Source organism: Pleurocapsa sp. PCC 7327 (assembly GCF_000317025.1).
In the GTDB taxonomy this organism is placed as follows: Bacteria; Cyanobacteriota; Cyanobacteriia; order Cyanobacteriales; family Microcystaceae; genus Hydrococcus.
The window spans coordinates 3,917,420-3,937,938 of sequence record NC_019689.1 but is presented as its reverse complement, the minus strand read 5'-3'; the positions used below and the strand labels follow the sequence as shown (position 1 = coordinate 3,937,938).

At 44.3% G+C, this 20,519-nt stretch carries 21 protein-coding genes and 1 pseudogene; 13 read left to right on the top strand and 9 right to left on the bottom strand.

The genetic code is table 11. The annotated features are described in order from the left end of the window. The first annotated feature begins 330 nt into the window (after window positions 1-330). From PLE7327_RS17790 to PLE7327_RS17765, 4 genes are all read left to right on the top strand, one after another. Window positions 331-1,392, top strand: coding sequence for a chlorophyll a/b binding light-harvesting protein (locus PLE7327_RS17790; RefSeq protein WP_015145185.1), 1,062 nt, complete (start codon window positions 331-333; stop codon window positions 1,390-1,392). Window positions 1,393-1,517: 125 nt separating this feature from the next. Beyond that, window positions 1,518-3,029, top strand: a complete 1,512-nt coding sequence (locus PLE7327_RS17785) for a chlorophyll a/b binding light-harvesting protein (RefSeq protein WP_015145184.1) — start codon at window positions 1,518-1,520, stop codon at window positions 3,027-3,029. Between the two features lie 804 nt (window positions 3,030-3,833). Beyond that, on the top strand, window positions 3,834-4,346 hold the full coding sequence (gene fldA, locus PLE7327_RS17775) for a flavodoxin FldA (RefSeq protein WP_015145182.1): 513 nt from the start codon (window positions 3,834-3,836) through the stop codon (window positions 4,344-4,346). A gap of 370 nt (window positions 4,347-4,716) precedes the next feature. Then, window positions 4,717-5,466, top strand: coding sequence for an alpha/beta fold hydrolase (locus PLE7327_RS17765; RefSeq protein WP_015145180.1), 750 nt, complete (start codon window positions 4,717-4,719; stop codon window positions 5,464-5,466). Here PLE7327_RS17765 and PLE7327_RS17760 read toward each other — a convergent pair. Further along, window positions 5,463-5,897 carry a DUF732 domain-containing protein gene (locus tag PLE7327_RS17760; protein WP_015145179.1) on the bottom strand — a complete coding sequence of 145 codons (435 nt, stop codon included), beginning with the start codon at window positions 5,895-5,897 and terminating at the stop codon, window positions 5,463-5,465. The genes PLE7327_RS17765 and PLE7327_RS17760 overlap by 4 nt on opposite strands. Before the next feature lie 428 nt (window positions 5,898-6,325). On the opposite strand from PLE7327_RS17760, the gene PLE7327_RS24495 reads away from it, so the two are divergent. Beyond that, on the top strand, window positions 6,326-6,511 hold the full coding sequence (locus PLE7327_RS24495; RefSeq protein WP_144266137.1) for a hypothetical protein: 186 nt from the start codon (window positions 6,326-6,328) through the stop codon (window positions 6,509-6,511). 65 nt (window positions 6,512-6,576) lie between these two features. On the opposite strand, the pseudogene PLE7327_RS17755 reads toward PLE7327_RS24495, so the two are convergent. Next, window positions 6,577-7,686 (bottom strand): annotated as a pseudogene (locus tag PLE7327_RS17755) (ATP-binding cassette domain-containing protein); the annotation flags it as partial. Between PLE7327_RS17755 and PLE7327_RS24085 the strand changes: the two are divergent. Continuing rightward, complete coding sequence (locus PLE7327_RS24085) at window positions 7,579-7,965, top strand: helix-turn-helix domain-containing protein (protein ID WP_371265025.1); 387 nt, start codon at window positions 7,579-7,581, stop codon at window positions 7,963-7,965. The pseudogene PLE7327_RS17755 and the gene PLE7327_RS24085 overlap by 108 nt on opposite strands. Window positions 7,966-7,980: 15 nt before the next feature. Here the strand turns inward: PLE7327_RS24085 and PLE7327_RS17745 are convergent, their stop codons facing one another. The 3 genes from PLE7327_RS17745 to PLE7327_RS17735 form a co-directional block, all read right to left on the bottom strand. Continuing rightward, on the bottom strand, window positions 7,981-8,655 hold the full coding sequence (locus PLE7327_RS17745; RefSeq protein ID WP_015145177.1) for a hypothetical protein: 675 nt from the start codon (window positions 8,653-8,655) through the stop codon (window positions 7,981-7,983). Window positions 8,656-8,779: 124 nt separating this feature from the next. Beyond that, window positions 8,780-10,408: a glutamine-hydrolyzing GMP synthase gene (gene guaA, locus PLE7327_RS17740; RefSeq protein WP_015145176.1), complete on the bottom strand. Its 1,629-nt coding sequence runs from the start codon at window positions 10,406-10,408 to the stop codon at window positions 8,780-8,782. A 425-nt stretch (window positions 10,409-10,833) separates the two neighbouring features. Beyond that, the gene (locus tag PLE7327_RS17735) at window positions 10,834-11,247 is read right to left on the bottom strand and encodes a universal stress protein (RefSeq protein WP_015145175.1); all 414 of its coding nucleotides are present in this window, start codon (window positions 11,245-11,247) and stop codon (window positions 10,834-10,836) included. A gap of 165 nt (window positions 11,248-11,412) precedes the next feature. On the opposite strand from PLE7327_RS17735, the gene pgk reads away from it, so the two are divergent. Continuing rightward, on the top strand, window positions 11,413-12,618 hold the full coding sequence (gene pgk / locus PLE7327_RS17730) for a phosphoglycerate kinase (protein WP_015145174.1): 1,206 nt from the start codon (window positions 11,413-11,415) through the stop codon (window positions 12,616-12,618). 74 nt (window positions 12,619-12,692) lie between these two features. Here the strand turns inward: pgk and PLE7327_RS17725 are convergent, their stop codons facing one another. Both PLE7327_RS17725 and PLE7327_RS24945 read right to left on the bottom strand, forming a co-directional pair. Further along, entirely contained in the window at window positions 12,693-14,507 is a 1,815-nt protein-coding gene (locus PLE7327_RS17725) for an alkaline phosphatase (RefSeq protein ID WP_217523192.1), read from the bottom strand. Between the two features lie 316 nt (window positions 14,508-14,823). Next, window positions 14,824-14,964 (bottom strand): hypothetical protein, encoded by a 141-nt coding sequence (locus PLE7327_RS24945; RefSeq protein ID WP_015145172.1) that lies wholly within the window; start codon window positions 14,962-14,964, stop codon window positions 14,824-14,826. Between the two features lie 92 nt (window positions 14,965-15,056). Here PLE7327_RS24945 and PLE7327_RS17720 point away from each other — a divergent pair, with 92 nt between their 5' ends. The 3 genes from PLE7327_RS17720 to PLE7327_RS17710 all read left to right on the top strand — a co-directional run bounded on the left by PLE7327_RS17720 (window position 15,057) and on the right by PLE7327_RS17710 (window position 16,634). Continuing rightward, window positions 15,057-15,644, top strand: a complete 588-nt coding sequence (locus PLE7327_RS17720) for a sigma-70 family RNA polymerase sigma factor (protein ID WP_041392298.1) — start codon at window positions 15,057-15,059, stop codon at window positions 15,642-15,644. Continuing rightward, entirely contained in the window at window positions 15,641-16,039 is a 399-nt protein-coding gene (locus PLE7327_RS17715) for a hypothetical protein (protein WP_144266135.1), read from the top strand. Before PLE7327_RS17720 ends, PLE7327_RS17715 begins: the two co-directional genes overlap by 4 nt. A gap of 67 nt (window positions 16,040-16,106) precedes the next feature. Next, the gene (locus PLE7327_RS17710) at window positions 16,107-16,634 is read left to right on the top strand and encodes a Spy/CpxP family protein refolding chaperone (RefSeq protein ID WP_015145169.1); all 528 of its coding nucleotides are present in this window, start codon (window positions 16,107-16,109) and stop codon (window positions 16,632-16,634) included. 13 nt (window positions 16,635-16,647) lie between these two features. Here the strand turns inward: PLE7327_RS17710 and PLE7327_RS17705 are convergent, their stop codons facing one another. Further along, window positions 16,648-17,073, bottom strand: a complete 426-nt coding sequence (locus PLE7327_RS17705; protein WP_015145168.1) for a hypothetical protein — start codon at window positions 17,071-17,073, stop codon at window positions 16,648-16,650. A 34-nt stretch (window positions 17,074-17,107) separates the two neighbouring features. Next, the gene (locus PLE7327_RS17700) at window positions 17,108-18,127 is read right to left on the bottom strand and encodes an aldo/keto reductase (RefSeq protein ID WP_015145167.1); all 1,020 of its coding nucleotides are present in this window, start codon (window positions 18,125-18,127) and stop codon (window positions 17,108-17,110) included. Between the two features lie 842 nt (window positions 18,128-18,969). On the opposite strand from PLE7327_RS17700, the gene PLE7327_RS17695 reads away from it, so the two are divergent. From PLE7327_RS17695 to PLE7327_RS17685, 3 genes are all read left to right on the top strand, one after another. After that, on the top strand, window positions 18,970-19,638 hold the full coding sequence (locus PLE7327_RS17695) for a YdcF family protein (RefSeq protein WP_015145166.1): 669 nt from the start codon (window positions 18,970-18,972) through the stop codon (window positions 19,636-19,638). Between the two features lie 75 nt (window positions 19,639-19,713). Beyond that, a complete protein-coding gene (locus PLE7327_RS17690; protein ID WP_015145165.1) occupies window positions 19,714-20,073 on the top strand; it encodes a DUF2605 domain-containing protein in 360 nt (119 codons plus the stop codon). A gap of 117 nt (window positions 20,074-20,190) precedes the next feature. Continuing rightward, complete coding sequence (locus PLE7327_RS17685) at window positions 20,191-20,514, top strand: DUF2973 domain-containing protein (protein ID WP_015145164.1); 324 nt, start codon at window positions 20,191-20,193, stop codon at window positions 20,512-20,514. Window positions 20,515-20,519 lie beyond the last annotated feature (5 nt).

Genomic DNA, 20,519 nt, shown 5'->3' with positions numbered 1-20,519 from the left:
TTACATCGATCGATTGTGCCTTATTGCAATTGAAATCGAAAGTTATTAGTAACTATTCTTAATAAGGTATCAGAATTTCTAGGAGCGCGATCGCTCGTAGAGGTAAATTCGATCGTCTTTTTACAACCGACATCTTCTGTGATATCTGTGATAATTGTTACGCGATCGAAGTTAGCGCTATTAATTTGTCTTGTTAATTAAAGTTAAGTTTATCAATTTTACTAATTTAAACGAAAATAACTTTCAATAATTAATAGAATGCCATAAGCTTAGAAGAATAGAGTTATTGACTATATTTCTCAATTAATACCGAAAAGGAGATCTATTGCCGTGACCGCAGTTTCTGAGAGTTCGCGCTTGCTGAAGCAGATTAATAACGATATTCCCTGGTGGGCGGGAAATGCTCGTTTTGCCGATATTTCGGGTCGATTGCTAGGCGCTCACGTTGCCCATGCAGGTTTAATTGTTTTCTGGGCGGGAGCGATGACGCTATTTGAAATTAGTCGTTTTGACCTCGCACGACCTATGTACGAGCAAGGATTAATCCTTCTTCCTCACCTGACTACATTAGGTTTCGGTGTTGGAGAAGAAGGGCAAATTGTCGATACTTATCCTTACTTTGTCATTGGTTCGTTACATCTAATTTCCTCCGCCTTTTTAGGATTTGGCGGGATTTTTCACGTTTTGTTTGGACCAGAATATCTAGAAACCCAATTTTCGTTTTTTGGTTACGACTGGAAAGACAGCAACAAGATGACTACTATTCTTGGCATTCACCTAATCTTGTTGGGATTGGGGGCGCTGCTATTGGTAGCGAAAGCGATGTTTTTTGGGGGCATCTACGACCCAGCAATTGAGAACGTGCGAGGAGTCACCAATCCCACTCTCAATCCAAGTGTTATTTTTGGCTATCTCTTCGGCGTGGTTGAGAGAAACTGGATTGCTGGCGTTGATAACTTAGAGGATGTTATTGGCGGTCATATCTGGATAGGTGCAATCTGCATTACTGGGGGTATCTGGCACATCGTTACTAAACCTTTTCGCTGGACGCATCGGCTGTTTGTGTGGTCGGGAGAGGCTTACCTTTCCTATAGTTTAGGTGCGCTGGCACTGATGGGGTTTATTGCTGCTTACTTTGTTTCTATCAATACGACGGTTTATCCAGAGGTATTCTACGGTGCGCCACTGTCGGTTAAGTTGAGTCTTTTTCCTTATTTTTCTCTCGACAATCCTGAAGTTGTCTCATCGCGGACTTGGCTGGCAAATGCTCATTTTTGGTTAGCGTTCTTTTTCCTGCAAGGACATATTTGGCACGCTTTGCGGGCGGCTGGTTTCGATTTTCAGAAAGGTCGAGTCAATCCGACGATGGTTAACTATGAACCGACGAATTAATGTCAAATCCTCTTTTATCTCACCCTGCCCTAATGGGCACCCCTCTCCGAAGGTGAGGGCTAAATCGTTAACAAAAGCAGATTTATTACCAATCGCAGAAGTTTACACGAAGGAGGTTAAAACAAATGACGGCAGTGATTGAGGAAAGTCCCTATCGCGGGCGAATTCCCAATGTGGGCTGGTGGGCTGGAAACGCCCGTTTTGTGGATTTATCGGGTAAGTTGTTAGGAGCGCATGTCGCTCATGCAGGTTTAATTGTTTTGTGGGCAGGAGCGATGACCCTATTCGAGATATCTCACTACAATCCTGACTTGCCGATATACGAACAAGGGTTAATATTATTGCCTCATCTAGCGACTTTAGGCTTTGGGGTAGGTGTAGGAGGTGAAATTGTTGACACCTATCCTTATTTTGTCATCGGGGTATTGCATCTAATTTCTTCGGCTGTATTAGGTGCTGGCGGCATCTACCATGCCTTGTTGGGACCAGACGTGCTGGAGGAAAATCCCACCTTTGCCGGATTTTTTGGTTACGATTGGAAAGATGGGGATAAAATGACGACCATCATTGGTATTCACCTCATTTTTCTCGGCATCGGTGCATTTTTGTTGGTGTTTAAAGCGATGTTTTGGGGCGGACTATTCGACCCCTGGGCGGGTGCTGCTGGCGAGGTGCGAATGATTGCTAACCCGACGATTAATCCCATCAAGATTTTTGGCTATTTGTTTAGTGCATCGGGCGCCCAAGGTATGGCAGCCGTCGATAATCTTGAAGATGTCGTCGGGGGTCACTTCTGGGTTGGTTTGCTTTGCATCCTGGGTGGCTTCTGGCATATTGCAACGAAACCGCTAGCTTGGGCGCGTCGAGTGTTGATTTATTCTGGAGAAGCTTATCTATCTTATAGTTTAGGCGCGATCGCTTACATGGGATTTTTAGCCGCCTACTTTGTCAGTGTCAATAATACCGTCTATCCTGAAGTCTTTTATGGATCTGTTGGCATAATTGAAACCAGTACTGGAAATATCTCGGCACGCGGTTGGTTGGCAACGTTTCATTTCGTTCTCGCAGTTCTGTTTCTTTTTGGTCATATTTGGCACGCTATTCGTGCCAGAGGGGAAGCAGCAGGATTTGATTTTCAGAGGGGCGATACGGTAATTAAACTTGCAGGTAGTCCCTATACGGGCAATCTTTCAACTCCAGTGAATTCCTCCGATTTTACGCTCTTTTTGCTGAAGAATTTACCGATTTATCGGGCTGGTCTTTCTACTCTCGCTAGGGGATTAGAAATTGGCATGGCACACGGATATTTTATCCTCGGTCCTTTTGTTAAGTTAGGACCGCTACGCGATACGGAACAAGCTAATTTAATCGGTTTAATTTCTGCTTGTACCTTAATTGTCATTATGACAATTTGTTTGTCTATCTATGGCACGGTTTCTTTTAAAAAAGAGTTATCAAAAGATAGATTAACTTATTCAACCTCTGTTCCAAACGTCCCCGATTCTCTTAAGACTGTCGATGGATGGAGCCAATTTTCTGGTGCGTTTTTAGTCGGGGGTGTTGGTGGGGCAATTTTTGCTTATTTGCTGTTAGATAATTTGGGAGTTTTGCAAACAATAGCAACTGGAAAAATCTAGCAACAGAGAATAAATTCTCGGTCTGAGAGGCTAAAGTCCGTTTAACTAAGATCTTGCACCTTTGGCATCAAAGCCTAGAACTTTAGTTCTAGGCTCAAAGCTCAAATCTATTAAAATAGACTGATATCAAGTCTCCCCGTCCCCATGTCAGGAGCGTCAACCTTATTGACGACTATTCAAGCAGACTTGATATGAAATTTCTATTTAGTCTTCTTTACAAGAGCGGTTGTTGAGAATAGTGCCAAAACTGAATTGCAACAGACTTTAGTTTTGAACCAAATTGATTTCTTGACGAAATTAAGTTATTTAAGCAAGAAAATTTCAACTGATAGCTGACAGCTAATTGTTCTTTTGTTAACAAACTATCTTTTTTTTGAAAAAAATAGTTGACAATTAATCTCAATTATCTTAATCTAATTTTATAGCATTTTCCTCCTCTTGCGATCTTGGGGTTAGGAGTTTCTCGTAGCCTAACCCATTATTTATTAAGAAAGGTAGCAATAAGAAAAAGGAGCGACGATTGGTGATACCTTTCTTATTTTCCTAAAGATATTAGCCATTACTTAGTTTTTCTGAGATGAATTAATCCATTTCTCAATAATTGTAGGAGCAGTGACTAATTATGAATTATTGCCCTTGTTGCAATGATAAGCTACTCCGTCAAATTAGCCGAACGGGCATTTACTGGTTTTGTCCTTATTGTCGGCAAGAAATGCCAGTGATTTGTCAGTCGTTAGAACACAAGATATCAGTTATCCATTCAAAATATTTTTGTCAAGATCCAAACAATTAATAGGAGAAAATATGTCTAAAATTGGTCTTTTCTATGGCAGTACCACTGGAAAAACTCAGTCAGCAGCAGAAATGATTCAAGAAGCTTTTGGCGGTGACTCTGTTGTTACTTTATACGATATTGCGGAAGTTGAAGCTAGTGATTTTGATAAATATCAGAATATCATTATTGCTTGTCCGACTTGGGATATTGGAGAATTACAAGCTGATTGGAGTGGATACTATGATGAGTTAGACGAGATCGACTTTAGTGGCAAAAAAGTTGCCTATTTTGGTACGGGAGATCAAATTGGCTATGCCGATAACTTTCAAGATGCCATGGGAATATTAGAAGAAAAAATTTCTTCTCTAGGTGGTAAAACAGTGGGCTATTGGTTAACAGATGGTTATGATTTTAATGAATCTAAAGCCGTCAAGAATGGAAAATTTGTTGGACTTGCTTTGGATGAAGACAATCAATCCGAACTAACCGAACAGCGAATCAAGCAATGGGTGACTCAATTAAAGAGCGAGTTTGAAATCTAGAGAGTTTGGCGAGCAATGCTCGCCCTAATAAATACATTATTGAGATAGATCGAGAGGTGTTAGCTAATGATACCACAGCTACTATTAGGCACTTTTGCTTGGCTCTTAATTGGATCGCTATTTTTCAGTTTTTGGAGAACAGCTAAAGAGGGAATAGCGCATCTCAAAAAAATGCACCAAATTCCTTGCAGTCGTTGTGTTTTTTTTACGGGAGACTATCGCTTAAAATGTACCGTCAATCCTTTGATAGCTCTGTCAGAGGAAGCGATAAACTGTCGGGATTTTGAACTTAAATCTCATACGCTAACTTGTTCGAGTTGCAGAAGTCATCCTGCCAAAAATCTATCTCAGCTTTTTGAGGAGAGTTAGTATGTCCGTACAACCCCATGCTCTTTGGATAAATATTAGCCCTAGCTTGCAACGCTTCGATCGCTTTTTGATTCGCCATCTATCGCATCAAGTCTCTATTGCACAGTGGGAATATTTCCAAAACCCAGACGAACCGAGTTCTTTAGATATTGCATTAGTACTGCTTCACGACTATTTAAAATCTTGCCAAAGACCCATACATTTAATCGGTCATAGTACCAGCGGATTATTGGGATTGCTTTATACTCGCCAATATCCAGAAAGGGTTAAATCGTTGACTTTATTAGCTGTAGGAGTCAATCCCGCCATTAACTGGCAAGCACATTATTATGTTATGTATCAGCTTTTGCCTTGCACTCGTAACATGATTCTTGCTAAATTGGTTCAGAATTTGTTTGGTCATCAAGAGAGAAATTGCACACAAAATTTAATCAAACTGTTAGAACAAGATTTAAATTTCTCTCCTTCACCCCATTCTCTTTACCAACAAGCAACGATTTCCCCTGGCGGAGTATCTGTCCCATTGATGGTCTGCGGGAGTCAAGACGATCTCATTGTCGATCCGATGGCTTTAAAAGGATGGAAAGCTTGGATGAAAGAAAGCGATCGCATTTGGGAATGTCCCCACGGTTATCATTTTTTCCATTATTACCATCCTCAGTTAGTTGCCAGGCAAATTCTCAAGTTTTGGCATCAAGCTGTTTGTAACGAGGATCCCACACATCATGAAGAAATCAATCGAATATTTTAATTAGAAGGATTAAACTCAGGACAAAGATAAGTGATAGCTGAAGCTAATAACGCATCGTTTAAATTTATTAATTCTTTTTCTCTAGATTCACCGATTTTCATCTCATGGATGTGATATCTGTAGCGATCGACAACTTCATTTAATGTTTTTCCCGCGCTCAACATAGAGCAATAAGCTTTGCCAACTTTAATTTGGTTATCGGGTGTTTTTTTGATTAAATTTGCTTCTGTTAGCTTTCCTTCTTTTACTAAATAATTATAGGCTGCATTTATATACAGATCTTCTTCACTTTTTAAAATAAGAGAAAATTCTCCAGGATTTTGTAAGGCGACAGCTAGCACTTCATTATTAACTCCTACTCCTAAATAAAGTAAGGAAAAAATACCTGCTACTACTTGCTTAATAGTTGTTGCCTTTTTCCTCAATACCATGGTTTGTCATCCTCTTATTAAGTTCTCAGAATATCGTACTTTTCAATGTTTTAGTTATTATCTGTACTACTACTGAACTTGAATGAGAGATTAAACGCGTGTTTCACTACTTCTACGGAAGAAAAACAAATATATAAAGTTCTTATAAAATTCTCAGTTCGCTCTGCTGAAATTCGAGCTAGATCTCTGACTTCATGTCGGTTCTCGCAAATTTCGGAAAATTTACCCGCAGGTAGCAATTTAAGCGTTGAATATAAACAAATATTTATTTATGTTACCGATCGCAGCTCTCTTCGGAACCTTTAAAGGATGCTTTGCGTTCGAGTATTTTAACGCTGGCAGACAAACGGGAGCTTAACTACTCGTTGGCTCGAATCGATAACATCGCGCAAACCAGCGACAGAAAACGGCTTTGAGGAGAAAAAATCGTGAAAGTTCATCCAATTCGCCTTAAGAACTACTGCGAGTTGATACAAATGCAAAAGCATTACCTGACAATTTTGAATGAAGTTTCACCCACAGCCAGAGGGATAGTACACGAATATATCCAGCGCCTCAATCGAGAGATTGAAGCGAGGAGGGAGCGGAAAAAGCCGCGTTCTGGGGTATTGTAAAATTAACTAGGCAGTATAGTCAAATTTTGTACGCCTCGGACATCCTCTAACTATCCCATCTGTCTTCACATCAAATCAGCAAACAGTCCCTCCTGAGAAGCTAGCGCTTCAAAGCTCCCCTGCTGTTCGATCCTGCCTGCCTGTAACACGTAAATGCGGTGAGCGTTGCGAATGGTGCTAAGTCGGTGAGCGATGACGATGCGGGTGACTTGCAGCTTATCTAAATTTTCGCTGATAATTGCTTGGGTTCGGTTATCCAAAGCGCTGGTTGCCTCGTCAAATAGTAAAATGCGCGGCTTCAAGACCAAAGCCTTAGCGATCGAAAGCCGCTGTCTTTGTCCTCCAGAGAGATTGCCACCCCCTTCACTAATCACTGTATGCATTCCCATTGGCATGGCGGCAATATCATCGGCAAAACCGCTCATGCGGGCTGCTTCCCAGGCTTCATCCAGGGTAATCTGAGCGCCACCAGCGAGGTTATCAAAAATGGAACCGGACATAATTTTTCCAGTTTGCAAAACAACGCCCAACTGTCGGCGCACTGCACTAACATCCAATCCAGACAAGTCTTGACCATCGTAATAGATGCTTCCGTCTTCGGGAGTCTCAAATTCCAATAACAATCGGAATATGATCGATTTACCGCTTCCAGATCCTCCGACCAGCGCGATAAACTCTCCTGGTTCGGCATGAATGCTTACGTCCTCTAAAATTAAGGGAGCATCCTCTCGGTAGCGAAAAGATACGTATTCTAGGGCAATTCTACCGATGAGCTTACCCGGATCTGCCTTGCTCAGTTCCACTTCAGGTATAGTTTTGAGAATTGGCTGGGCGCGTTCCCACTGCGGGACGACCTGTAAAGCATCGATAATTGTATTGCTGACATCTGTAGCCCCTTTGATAAACGTGTTAAACGCGGTATCGAAAGCCAGAAAAGTACCAACACTAAATCCGGCTTCTCCTACAGTCTGAGCCTTGGCGAGTAGCTGAATTGCAAACCAGAAAAGCACTCCAGAAGTCAGGGTAGGCATCACCGCGTTAAAAAGTGTCACCGTGTCTTCAACAAATTGCGTGCTGAGTTTGAGTTTAATTTGCCGACTGTAGTTTTTACTCCAGGCGGCAAAAGCCCGTTCTTCAGCGCCAGCCACCCGCAGTTTAGAAATGCCATCGATAATCAATCTATTGGTTTAATCGATGTATCTGAGGCAGTTGGTTATTCGCCAGCTTATTTAACCGATTTAGTAAAACGTCGAACTGGGCAAACAGTCAATCGCTGGATTATTAAACGGCGCATAGTAGCAGCAGAAGCCTTGCTTGAGGATACGAACTACTCAGTAGAACAGATTGCCGAAACAAGAGGTTATCTCAATCCCGGTCATTTTTTCCGTCAGTTTCGCCAATATCATGGAACTACGCCTCAAGCTTGGCGCCACAGGCAGCGAGCTTACCTATGAGCTATGATGACATACTCAGCCCTGAGCATTCCGTCCGATCGCCTGCAAACATTCTTCGACTGAAGCTCGTTTTTCCATTGCCTGAACTAAAGCTTCATAGGATTTCTGATGCTTTTCAAGAAGACTTTTAGCCTGGAGATATGCCCAACGTTCTTTTTGGGGATAAACGCTTTCGGGAAGACCGACGAATCTCAAAACTTCTCTGAGATTCTCGCGATCGCTCTCTCCCCCTTCAACATTGCCATATACAATGGTTTCTGCGGCAATTCCTGCCATCCAAACCGTACAAAACCGCTCTAGAATTATCGGCGCTTCTCTAAGATCCGCACTCTTTTCTAATAAATTTGTGTCAAAAACGACCCCTCCCAATCCTGGCTGTCCTTCCTTAAAAGCTTCCCAAGCGCTAAGTGTATAACCTACAACGGGAATGCCTAAAAAGTAAGCAACGAGAAAATGACCTGCTTCGTGATGAACGACGCGCTGACGCTGTTGAGGTGAGGAAAAAAGATCTAGGAACAGAGTAGTTGCTTTGCCGTTCCAAGTGAGATTATCTAGAGTAGCAAGTCCCATAATCCCTAAAGTCGTCGCCGCTGGAATTACGGGTGAAATGTTCAAAATGGGACCCAATAACGAAGAAAGGGTTATGATAAAAACGCCGATCGCAATCAGATTGAGAGCAGTTTGCTGCATCTGGAAACATCTCGATAGCCTTCTAACTTCATATTACTTTACATTTCGATGACCATAAAACGTATAAGGGAAGGTTTTCAAACCCTCCCTTACGAATATTACGAGCCTTCGCTCGGATTTAATCTTACTCCCACTCGATAGTGCCGGGGGGTTTAGAAGTAATATCGTACACGACGCGATTGACTCCCTTGACCTCGTTGACTATTCGATTGGAGATGGTTTCTAGTAAATCGTAAGGGACTCGCGCCCAATCAGCCGTCATGCCATCCTCGCTGGTAATTAGGCGCAGGACAACAGGATGAGCGTAAGTTCGTTTATCTCCCATTACGCCAACGCTACGAATGGGAAGCAGGACGGCAAACGCTTGCCAAAAATCGTGATACATGTCGCGCTTGCTAATTTCATCGCGGACGATATAATCGGCATCGCGGAGAATGTTTAACCGTTCGGCGGTGACTTCTCCAATAATCCGAATGGCTAAACCGGGTCCTGGAAAGGGATGGCGGCGGACGATTTCTTCGGGCAAGCCAATAGCACGGGCAACCTTACGGACTTCATCTTTGAAGAGTTTGCGTAACGGTTCGATTAGTTTAAAGCGAAGGTTTTTCGGCAAGCCGCCGACGTTATGATGGCTTTTGATTTTGACGGCTATTCGTTCTCCGGTTTTGGGATCGACGTTGCTGTCGGCAGACTCGATTACGTCGGGATAAAGCGTGCCTTGAGCTAAATAATCAAAGGGACCTAGACGTTGAGATTCTTCTTCAAAGACTTTGATAAATTCGTGACCGATGCGGCGGCGCTTTTCTTCGGGATCGGTTATGCCTTGAAGTTGGGCAAGGAAGCGATCGCGAGCATTAACGTATTCGACGGGAATGTGGAACTGTTCGTTGAAAATCTGCATCAATCGTTCTGGCTCGCCTTTACGCATGAAACCCTGATCGATAAACATGCAAGTAAGGCGATCGCCGATGGCGCGATGGAGCAAAAAGGCTAGGGTAGATGAATCTACGCCGCCAGATAGCGCAAGCAATACCCGCTTGTCTCCAACTTTGGCTCGGATCTCCCGAATTGATTCTTCGACAAAGACTTCTGTCGTCCAAGTCGGTTCGCATTCGCAGATATGGTAGACAAAATTGCGGATCAGGGCAATGCCGCCGACGGAATGCACTACTTCCGGGTGGAATTGAACGCCGAAGAGTTTCTTTTCGTGGTGAGCGATCGCGGCGCGGGCAGTATTTTCAGTATGCGCCAGAATTTCAAATCCTTCTGGCAGCATCGTACAAGAATCTCCGTGGCTCATCCACATCGTCGAACCATCTTCAACATTGGTCAGCAAGTCGGTCGGATCGTCGATATACAGAGAAGCCTTTCCGTATTCCCCTCGCTTGGCTCGTTCTACCTTCCCGCCTAACTGTTGCACCATTAGTTGCATTCCGTAGCAAACGCCCAAAATAGGAATGCCTAGATGCCAGATTTGCGGATCGCAGTGAGGCGCGCCCTCATCATAAACCGAATTAGGACCCCCAGAGAGAATAATTCCTTTAGGACTTAAGTTTCTCAGTTGTTCGGCACTGGTACGATAGGATAGAACTTCTGAATAGACATTGGTTTCGCGAATCCGACGGGCTATTAACTCAGAATATTGAGAGCCAAAGTCGAGAATCGCTATCATTTGGCGATTGATAGTGGAATCGAGAGGCTTTGTCGGCAAAGCCTCTAGGGTTTGGGGAGTCAAGGATGTTTGTGCAGTCACTATTGTTGCGGCTCGATCGATAGGAATTAACGGTTAAATCTTCATTAGGAAATCTGGCTTTTAGGACAAATTCCATTTCTTCTGAAATAGAGCAAAAAAGCCATCTTTGAGATATTAGTTAGTAAGAAAATATTCATACAAATATAACATAAGTCAAACTATAAATCGGTTACAGATAAACTTCGAGCCAATATAGCAGTCTTAATCGATCTCAGAGCGCGAGTATCTAGCTCGCGTATAACTTTGAATCGCGGGCGATAAGCTCGGAGACATAACAATGCCTATAAGTCAATTAAGATAGCGAGGAAAAGCGCTTCCTTCTAACTCTTACATAGACAAGCTCTTACATAGACAAGATCCGCCTTTTGAGGGCGGATGTAGCGAAATGGAAGCGTCTCTACCTGATGACTCCTAGTCAATGATATTTATGGAACGATCAAAACCGGACAGGGAGATAAATTAATGACCCGATTGGTAACGCTTTCTGCCATCCCTTCTGCCGTCAATCCCAGTCCTCGACACCCCATCACGATTAAATCTGCGTTAATCTCATCGGCCACGTCGCAAATAGTAAAAGACGGCATACCTTCCCGTTCGATGACTTCTGCTTCAATGCCTTGGTCGGCAAAAAGTTTCTGTGCCGCTTGCAGCAATTTGGCAACTTCTTCAGGCGAAGCCATCGTGCCGCCATGGGGTGGGGCTTCTCCTGCCGGGGTTGTTTCTACGACAGAAAGTAACACCAAGCGGCTGTTGTAAGTTTTGACGATATTGACAACGGTTTTGGCTGCCTCGCGGGCTTCTCGACTTCGATCGACGGGAAACAAAACGGTTTTAAACATAGGTATCTATCCCCTGTACGCGCACTCCTGTAAAATCGGCATGAGAACTATCGCGCTGATTATTGAGCCTATTTCAATTTTCATGGCAGCGGACAATTGTCGTAAGTAACAAAACGCTGATTTAATCATTTGTAAAATAAAAAAGCGATTAAGGAGGAACTGGCTGTGCCCAAAAAAACTGTAGCAAATTTATCAGAAGCTGAATTAGCTGGAAAAAGAGTTTTAGTTCGCGTCGATTTTAACGTTCCTCTCGATGAAGCAGGCAATATTACCGACGATACCCGGATTCGGGCGGCACTGCCAACCATTCGGGAATTGATAAACAAAGATGCTAAAGTTATCCTGACGAGCCATTTTGGTCGTCCCAAAGGTAAAGTGGTTGATAGCATGCGTTTGACTCCGACTGCGAAGCGCCTGGGCGAATTGCTGGGGCAGGAAGTCGTGATGTGCGACGACTGCATTGGGGATTCCGTAGCAGCCGCGATCGCAAACCTGCAAAACGGTCAAGTAGCCTTGCTGGAAAATGTCCGTTTCCATGCCGAAGAAGAAAAAAATGACCCAGAATTTGCCAAACAGCTAGCTGCTAATGCAGATTTGTACGTCAATGATGCTTTTGGAACGGCACACCGCGCCCACGCTTCTACTGAAGGGGTAACTCACTATCTAAGTCCCTGCGTAGCTGGCTATTTGATCGAAAAAGAACTCAATTACCTACAAGCCGCAATTGAAAATCCTCAGCGTCCTCTAGCTGCCATTATCGGGGGTTCTAAGGTTTCTAGCAAAATTGGCGTCATTGAAACCCTGCTGGAGAAGTGCGATAAGCTACTCATCGGCGGCGGGATGATTTTTACTTTCTATAAGGCTCGCGGCTTGAGCGTTGGTAAGTCTTTGGTAGAAGAGGATAAGCTAGAGCTAGCTAAGTCTCTAGAAGCTAAAGCTAAAGAAAAGGGCGTTCAATTCCTCCTGCCAGCCGATGTTGTCGTTGCGGATAATTTTGCAGCGGATGCGAGTTCTCAAACCGTCAGTATTGAAAACATTCCCGATGGCTGGATGGGATTAGATATCGGTCCCGAATCAATCAAGCTTTTCCAAGAGGCTTTATCCGATTGTAAAACGGTTATCTGGAACGGTCCGATGGGCGTGTTTGAATTTGATAAATTTGCCGTTGGAACTGAAGCGATCGCGCGTACTCTAGCCGATTTGACCAAAAAAGGCGCGACTACCATTATCGGTGGTGGCGACTCGGTAGCGGCAGTCGAAAAAGTCGGCGTAGCCGAACAAATGAGCCACATTTCTACAGGTGGCGGCGCTAGTTTGGAGTTGCTAGAAGGTAAAGTTTTACCTGGAATTGCAGCGCTAGACGATGCTTAAACCCCCAATTAATTGGCGCAGATATTTTGTTTGATGTTTTTAGTAGAGGGCGCAGAAACTCGCCCTCTATTAACCTAGAAACTCGTGCCTAAGAGTGATTCGGGAGTAAGCGCGATCGCTGCATTAAATGTGTCATCGTTGAGGGTTCCATAGATAGTTTGTGGTTCGGGTGCAGATGCACCTGAATCGATGACGGGGTTAACGACAAATTCGCTGACAATGGTTGGGGTTCGACTTGTAATTTCAGAAGGATTGACGAGTAATTCTGCCTCTGAGTAGGGTTCGATGCCGTAGGTTGTGACTTTTAGTTGTTGGGTTTGGGGATCGACATCGAACTCCGTCCAGCCAAAGGTGTGGGCAGCAACATAATCTCCTTGCAACAGCGTCGCATTTATTAAACCATCAGCGTTGGGAAGATTATCATTCAACCCAATCGGATCGTAACCGAGGGGCTGTAGTTGTTCGTTGATTATCTGCTTGATGAAATCGTCTTTGTCATTAACGGTGCTGTCTGGGTCGTTGGCAACGGGTAGGGAGTCGTAAAGCGCCCTGGCTTCGGGGTCGATGGCAGTAGTTATGTCTGCCAAAACGAAACCGAGAGGCGGATTAAAGGCAACCGACCCCGTGGAAATTTCAAAAGCGCCAGTAGCAATTTGTTCCTCCCCAGGAGCTTCTTGATAAGTAAGATTGTTGACAACGGTACCGTGAATATCAGCCGCGACAAAAACGACGTTATCGATGTTGTTTTCTTGAATGAAGCGGAGAATTTCCGATCGCTCTTGAGCGTATCCCTCGAAGCGATCTGCTGCCAAGGCAGGACCAAAGTTTTGGATCGGTTCCGGCACCATAACGAATTTCCAGGTGATGCCGTTGTTTTCGGCTGCTAGTAAATCCCGCTTCAAATCGGCAAGCTGCGGTGCCCCCAACATGGTGCGATCGCGAGTCAGAGATTCTCTCAGGAATCGCGTCACATCTTCCGAATCTAACAGATTAGCCTCCTCTAGAGGCGCATCGCGGAAAGAACGATTATCCAGAACGATAACGGCGGCATCGCTGCCATAAGTGTTATAGCGATAGAGTTTGCGTTCTTCTGAGGTGCGTTCCTCTCCCGTTTGCCCATAAAATTCATCGCGGATAGGGTTGTATTCTTGGAACGCCTGCAAGCCGTTTTCAAACAGTTGAGTATCGTTGATTAAACCCGTCGTTTCCCCAAAACGCGGATCGGTATTGGCAGGGGCACCGCCGGAAAAGTCGTTGATAACTTCGTGGTCGTCGATGGTGGCGAGAATGGAGGTAGAAGAACGCAGATCGCCCCATGTATTAAACCCTAAACGATCGCCATAGACTTCCGCGTGTTTTGCCCGATATTCATCTAGAGTTTCTGCTTGTTCCTTGCGGGTGCCGTCGGGATTTTTGACAGCATCGGAAGGGACGTCGGCATAGATGGTATCGCCGTGTTCGACAAACAGGTCGAGATCCCGTTGCGGGGCATTGCTAATCGAGGGATAGGGAGAGAGTTCGCCTCTCCAGTCCCCTGCTGCCCCAAAACGAAAGCCTGCTTGGGCACCTAATTCGGCTGCGGTTTTAAACTGTCCTGTTGCCGTTGTCCCAGCCGCATCGGTGACGCGATAGTAATATTTAGTTCCCGGTTGCAGTCCGTTAATTTGTACCTTCGCGGGAAGGTTAGTATCGGTGACGGTTGCTGTTGTTGTCCCCGCAACAGTGTCGAAGTTGGGTTCTGTAGAATATTCAAATGTTATCTCGCCATCAGCAGTACTGCGTGCCCAGAGAACGGTGGAAGTCTGGGTCGTATCGCCGCTGGCAACGTCGTTAATAAGAGTATTAGAATCCGTATTGCGCTGAGCGGAAGTAGATTGGGAGCTTAACATAGAAATTGCCTCAGTCAACTTATTCAAACCGACATATTTGGAGTTGGTGTTATTGTTCCGAATTTCGATCGCCATACCGAAGATGGTCTCTCAGAGAGCGAAGGAAGTAATATTCCTAAGCTGGCGAGTCGCCGGGTGTCATTTGATTAAAATTAAGTAAAAAAATGAGTGCTAAAATACAGCTGACAGGCTTTGATTTTGTCTCAGATAATTGCACTTACTATCAATAATTTTTCAGGTTTAGTTTAAGGAAGCGTTATTGTATATTTAAGAAAATAAATTAGGAAATTTCAACTTTTGAAAGAGCTAACTTTTATTAAAATTTAATTATCAAAATGCGATCGCGCCGAATATTCATCGTTCGTTCATAATTTTTTTTGCGCTTGACAGCTTGTCTGGAGATTAAATGATGTTCCGTCAAGCTTTCTATTTCGCGATCGCACAATTGACACTTCATCGAGAGCTGCGATCGATAATTGAATTCTGGTTGAACCTTGGTACTCTTGATGGGGTCTAAAATGAAAACACTGGTGAGGTCAAGTGATAAAGGTGTTAGCTGATAACCAAGCTGGTACGACAGACACAGAACTGGTTATACAGTGCCAGCGAGGCGATCGCGCGGCTTTTCGTCAATTGTACCGACGTTATCAGCAGCGAGTCAGATCGACGCTATATCAACTGTGTGGAAGCGAGATGCTAGACGATCTAGTTCAAGAAGTCTTCCTCAGAGTCTGGAAAGGACTGCCTAACTTGCAAAAGCCATCTTATTTCTCTACTTGGCTTTACCGAATTAGCTGGAATATAGCAACCGATCGACGGCGACAACTAGCAAGAGGCAAACCAGAACGAGAACGCTATGAAGATAACTCCGAAGACGATTCGCTACTCGGTAAAATGCCCTCGCGCCCCCAAGATACGCCCGATTTAATGAAATTGCACTATCAAGATTTAGTTCAGCGAGGCTTGCAAGTTCTCAGCTTAGAGCATCGAGTTGTATTAGTCTTACACGATTTAGAAGATATTCCGCAAAAAGAAGTGGCAAAAATCTTAAATTTGCCGCTAGGAACGGTAAAATCTCGACTATTTTATGCTCGTAACGAAATGCGAAAATTTCTTCAGCAACAAGGAGTTATATGATGAATCAATTTCCCGACGATGACGAACAATTAGTGTCTTTTCTGAAGCAATATCGTCCCGTCCCTCCACAAGCAAGGGCAGATATGGAAGCTCAGTTGATGGAACTCGTCACCAGAGAACCCCCGCCACCTCCCAGACACCCCCATCAATTTTTCTGGCTCGTTTCCAGCGCCATGGCAGGAAGCCTTCTTTTAGCAGTAGGGAGTTATCGTTGGCTCAATCCTTCCCCACAGGTGGCTACTAATCAACAAGAGCTAGAAGCTTTCTTGGTCGATAGCTGGAATGGTGCGATAGAAGAGACATCCGTCACTTCCCCGACAACAACCCATACTAGCGAAGCCGACTGGCTTCTGATGACCGAACCGAAGGCGAGATATGCAGTTTCTTATCCCTAACAGAGGAGGAAAAGACAGTGAGACTTACCAATGACCAATCCCTAATCACCTAAAGGAGGTAAGAACGATGTTACTGCGTCGAAAGTCGATTACTGTTGCGATCGCGATTTTTTTATTGGCAGCCCTCGCTGCGATTGCCAATCCCAATCTACATTCAAAACCCCTTGCTAGCAGTTCTTGGCAGCTACCCATAGCGCAAATGTCGAGGCAAGTACCAGTCAAAGACGAGAGTAAAGGCAGATTGTTAGAGCAATTGAACCTCACTAACGACCAAAAGCAGCAGATTGCTTCAATTCGTCAAAAATATCGCGGGCAAATCGAACCCCTCCAGGACAATGCGCAGGCAGCCCAGGAGGAGTTATTTAACATGATGGTAGGCACTGAGTTAGAAAAGGCCATCCGTACCAAACGACAAGAAGTTGTCCAACTGCGGCAAAAACTGGGGGACTTGCGCTTTGAGAGCATGATGGAGATGCGAGAGGTTTTGACCCCCGAACAACGAACTCAGTTACTGCAAATGCTGCAAGCGCGTCGAGACGATTGGCGCAATCGTTTTGGCGATGGCGATCGCCTTAACAAAAATAATTGGTTTTAGTTAATAAAAAATCTCAGAATTTATCTCGCATGCGCTCTTCAAGCTGCTGGATTAAAGTATCTAAATCCCCTTCAATTTGCTCGAAACAGACCGGAGGTGACGGTTCTGGTTGAAAATAGATTAATTTTAACTGTCCTTCGCCAATCGCGATCGCTACGACTTCTGCTTCGGGATCGTAGCCGTCCAAAACACCTAAAATTTCTTGAATTTTACGATTGACTTGGCGATTCAATCGTTCGATCGCCGCCCTGGAACAACGGACAAAATGAGGGGTGGGTTTGAGATCGATTCCCAGCGCATCTTGGCTATCTCCCCACTCTTGCAATAATCCCCAAGCCAAAGCCGCCAAAGCTTGCTCATTTTCTGCGACAAATTCATCCAACGCAGAGCGCCATCGATTCGCTTCATCAATTGACGGATTATTTCCAAAATTAATCATTATCCATCTCATTAACAAAATCATTATAAACGATTTATCGCCGATATTCATCTCCGCAATCGCCGATTAATCGATATAAATCTCGCGACTGGCTAAAAACGGTTTCTAATTGCCGATAATCTTCTTCATCTAAACTGAAATTGAATACCTTGGCATTATCCTCTAGATGTTCCGAGACGCTCAATCTTGCTCCGACAATCGCCCCCGCTACTGTCGGTTGTTCTAAAACATAGCGCGCGGCAACATTAGCAATACTCACTCGATGTTTGTCGGCAATTTGCTTGAGAACGGTCAATAATTCTTGTAACAACTGCCATCCTCCCCAAACATCAACCATATTTTTATATTTTCTCAAGCTAGCCGTAGTAAGACTCATCAATTCCGGTTCGGATTGTCCCAGATATTTTTCGCTCAACAAACCGCCAGCCAAAGTTCCATAAGCTAAGAGTTGAAGATTATTTCGCTGACAAAACTCGACCATTTTAACTAAAGGACGGCGATCGACGAGAGAAAATTGTACTTGATTTGAGACAATTTTAATGCCCGCATCCACAATAATTTTTAAGCGTTCCGTATCAAAGTTTGTTAAAGCTAAATGTTTGATTTTTCCCTCTTTCTGAAGTTCTGCCATGTAGTGAAGGGCATCGAGATAATTGGTATCCCGATAATCCCACCAATGAAACTGCATTAAATCGAGGGCTTCAACCCCCATTCTTTGCAAAGAAATATCGATATTTTTTTCCACCAATTGCCTCGTCATTTTGGCAGGTCGCGGAACCCATTTCGTAAATGCTTGCAAATTAGCTAATGCTTCTTGACCTCGACTGGCTGCTAATTGACGGCGAAATGCGCCAATAAAGTCTTCCGCAGGACCGTAATGGTCGGCAAGATCCCAGGTTGTAAAGCCTGCATCCATGTATTGAAACATCTCCTGGATGGCTTGGTTGGGGTTGATGCGTCCGTGGGCGCCAGAGACTTGCCACATTCCATTTAAGACGCGACAGATGTTTAAATCGGGCGTAAACTGAAGTCGGCTCGTCGTTGGTAAGGGCATCTTTGGCAATCTCGCAAACAGGTATTCAGTTACTGATAATACTCAGTTTGGAGCCAAAGATGGTTGTAAATATCTATAATCTATAGGGTGGGATCCTGGTTGACTGACAAATCTTTGTCCCCTCATCCCTAAATCCCTTCTCCCACAAGGGGCGAAGGGACTTCAGTCCAAAGTCTTAAGTGGAAAGCCCCTCTCCCGCTCTGGGAGAGGGGTGGGATCTGAGATTGTTGGAGCGATCGCACAATTTTAGGGAAAAATAGCTTAAGATCGGAAAGAAAACTAAATATGGGGCTGTAGCTCAGCAGGATAGAGCAAGCGCCTCCTGAATCATCGGGCACCATAAAGGAAACTTTATGGGTGAATGTGGTCAAATTCAAGGGAGCCTAAGTCTGGTAACGGATAAGGTAATCTTGAGCCAAGCTCTACTTCCCCAGTAGAGAAGGTGCAGAGACTGGTTGTAGGAAACGATGGGGAAAAACAAACTTATAAGTAAACTTCCTACAACATAACGGCCACCACCTACAGGCAAGATGCCTACGGTGAAGGAATAGTCCAGAGAGTGAGGAAACTCACACTAATCTGAAGCGCTAGGTCGCCGGTTCGATTCCGGCCAGTCCCGTTTCTCAACGGCATGATTTTATCAGTTATTATCAAAATTTTTATCTTTTTCCGGTAAATTTCAGCAAGAAGGTCTAATCTAGCGCGATCGCGATTTTCAGACAAAAAGCGCCAGGTGAATTCCCTCGAAAAAACGGGAGCATAACTGTCCCCGTCGCGTCGTCGTTAAAAGAGATAAGTGCTCTAAGAAAACAGCTCGTTGCCTGTGTGATGTGAGTGTGTCGATGCCTGGAAAAATTTCTTCTATCAGACGAGAAGTGTCTGTCAGTCAACCTCGCAAGACAAAAAAAAGATTTTCTCTTTTGCTCTTACCAATTATAGGAGCTTCACTTTGGTTGGGCTACAAGCAAGGGCAAAGTTACCTGGTTAAACCAGAGGCAGCGATCGTTCTCGGAGGACACGAAGACAGAGAACGTTTTGCCGCTAAATTAGCCGCTCAAGACCCCAATATATTGATTTGGGTATCCTCTGGCAGTCCGCAAAAATATGTAGAAAAGATTTTTGCGGAAGCAGGAATCGATCGCGATCGCCTGCATTTAGATTATCATGCCGTCGATACGGTAACTAACTTCACCACGCTAGTTGATGACCTAAAATCACATGGCATCGACAGCGTTTATCTTATTACCTCTGAAAACCACATGCGTCGCGCTCTCATTATCGGTGAGATCGTCTTCGGGAGTCGCGGAATCGTTATTAAACCCGTCTCGGTTCCTTCTGATGCGCCGTCAGAACCGATTGAAAAAACTCTGCGAGATGGTGCCAGAGCGCTGCTGTGGCTGGCAACGGGAGGCACTGGGGAAACTTTAATCGAGCGCAAATCTCGCAACATACAATCAATAAAGCATTCAGGGCGATTTCCTGAGGATTTTGTCGATCGGGACAAATCTTAGCAATTTTTAGCCCTAAAGTTAAGAAATGTAAAGAGCGTTAAGATATTTCTTAGGATAGTAAGTCACTATAGGATAATGTCAAACTCACACCCAACCGAGCATGAATTACTCAAAACCATTCTCGAACCTCTACTGGAAGATTTTCAGTATTGGTTTTCCCGCGCCCACACATTATTAGAATCCGAACAAATTTCTTTTCTTTCACCAGAAGAACAAGCACATTTGCTAAAAAGAGTTAAGACGGCTCAACAGGAAGTAAATGCGGCTAAGATGCTATTTAAAGCGACTGGAGAACAAGCCGGCATAGACACGGCTACGCTAGTGCCCTGGCATCAATTAGTTGCCCAGTGTTGGCAAGTCGCCATGCGATGGCGTTCTCTTAAAGGCAAGCTCTCGCAAGACTCCGATTCGAGCGATCCAAACTTCGCTCCCTAGAGATGAAAAACCTAGCTATATCCTTGATAAGCTAGTTAAATAACTCTCAGTTAAGATTGCTTTTTCCAACCCCTTATAAAAACTGCTTGGACTGATTTCTCCCAGGAGGACACTCAGATGTTACATTTAATGTACATACTTGCTTTTACAGTTATTGCTTTTCTTGCTATTAGCAATCTCATTCGCAGTTTGGTTACTGTGAGCATGGATTCGCAACGTCGCTATTCGGCGGCAGGTAAATCTTCTTCTGGCACAAAAGAAGTTAATTGGAATCGGACTGGTACAACCGTTCATCCAGAGTTACTAGACGAGAGCGGTCAGCCAATTGACGAACCCCTTTTGGTGATGCGATCTGTTACGGTTGAAGATGCGCGCCAACAACTCGATGCTCTCTATAAGGCTTCTCCGGGTCAAACCCAAGAAACGGAAGAAGACGCTTAAGGAAT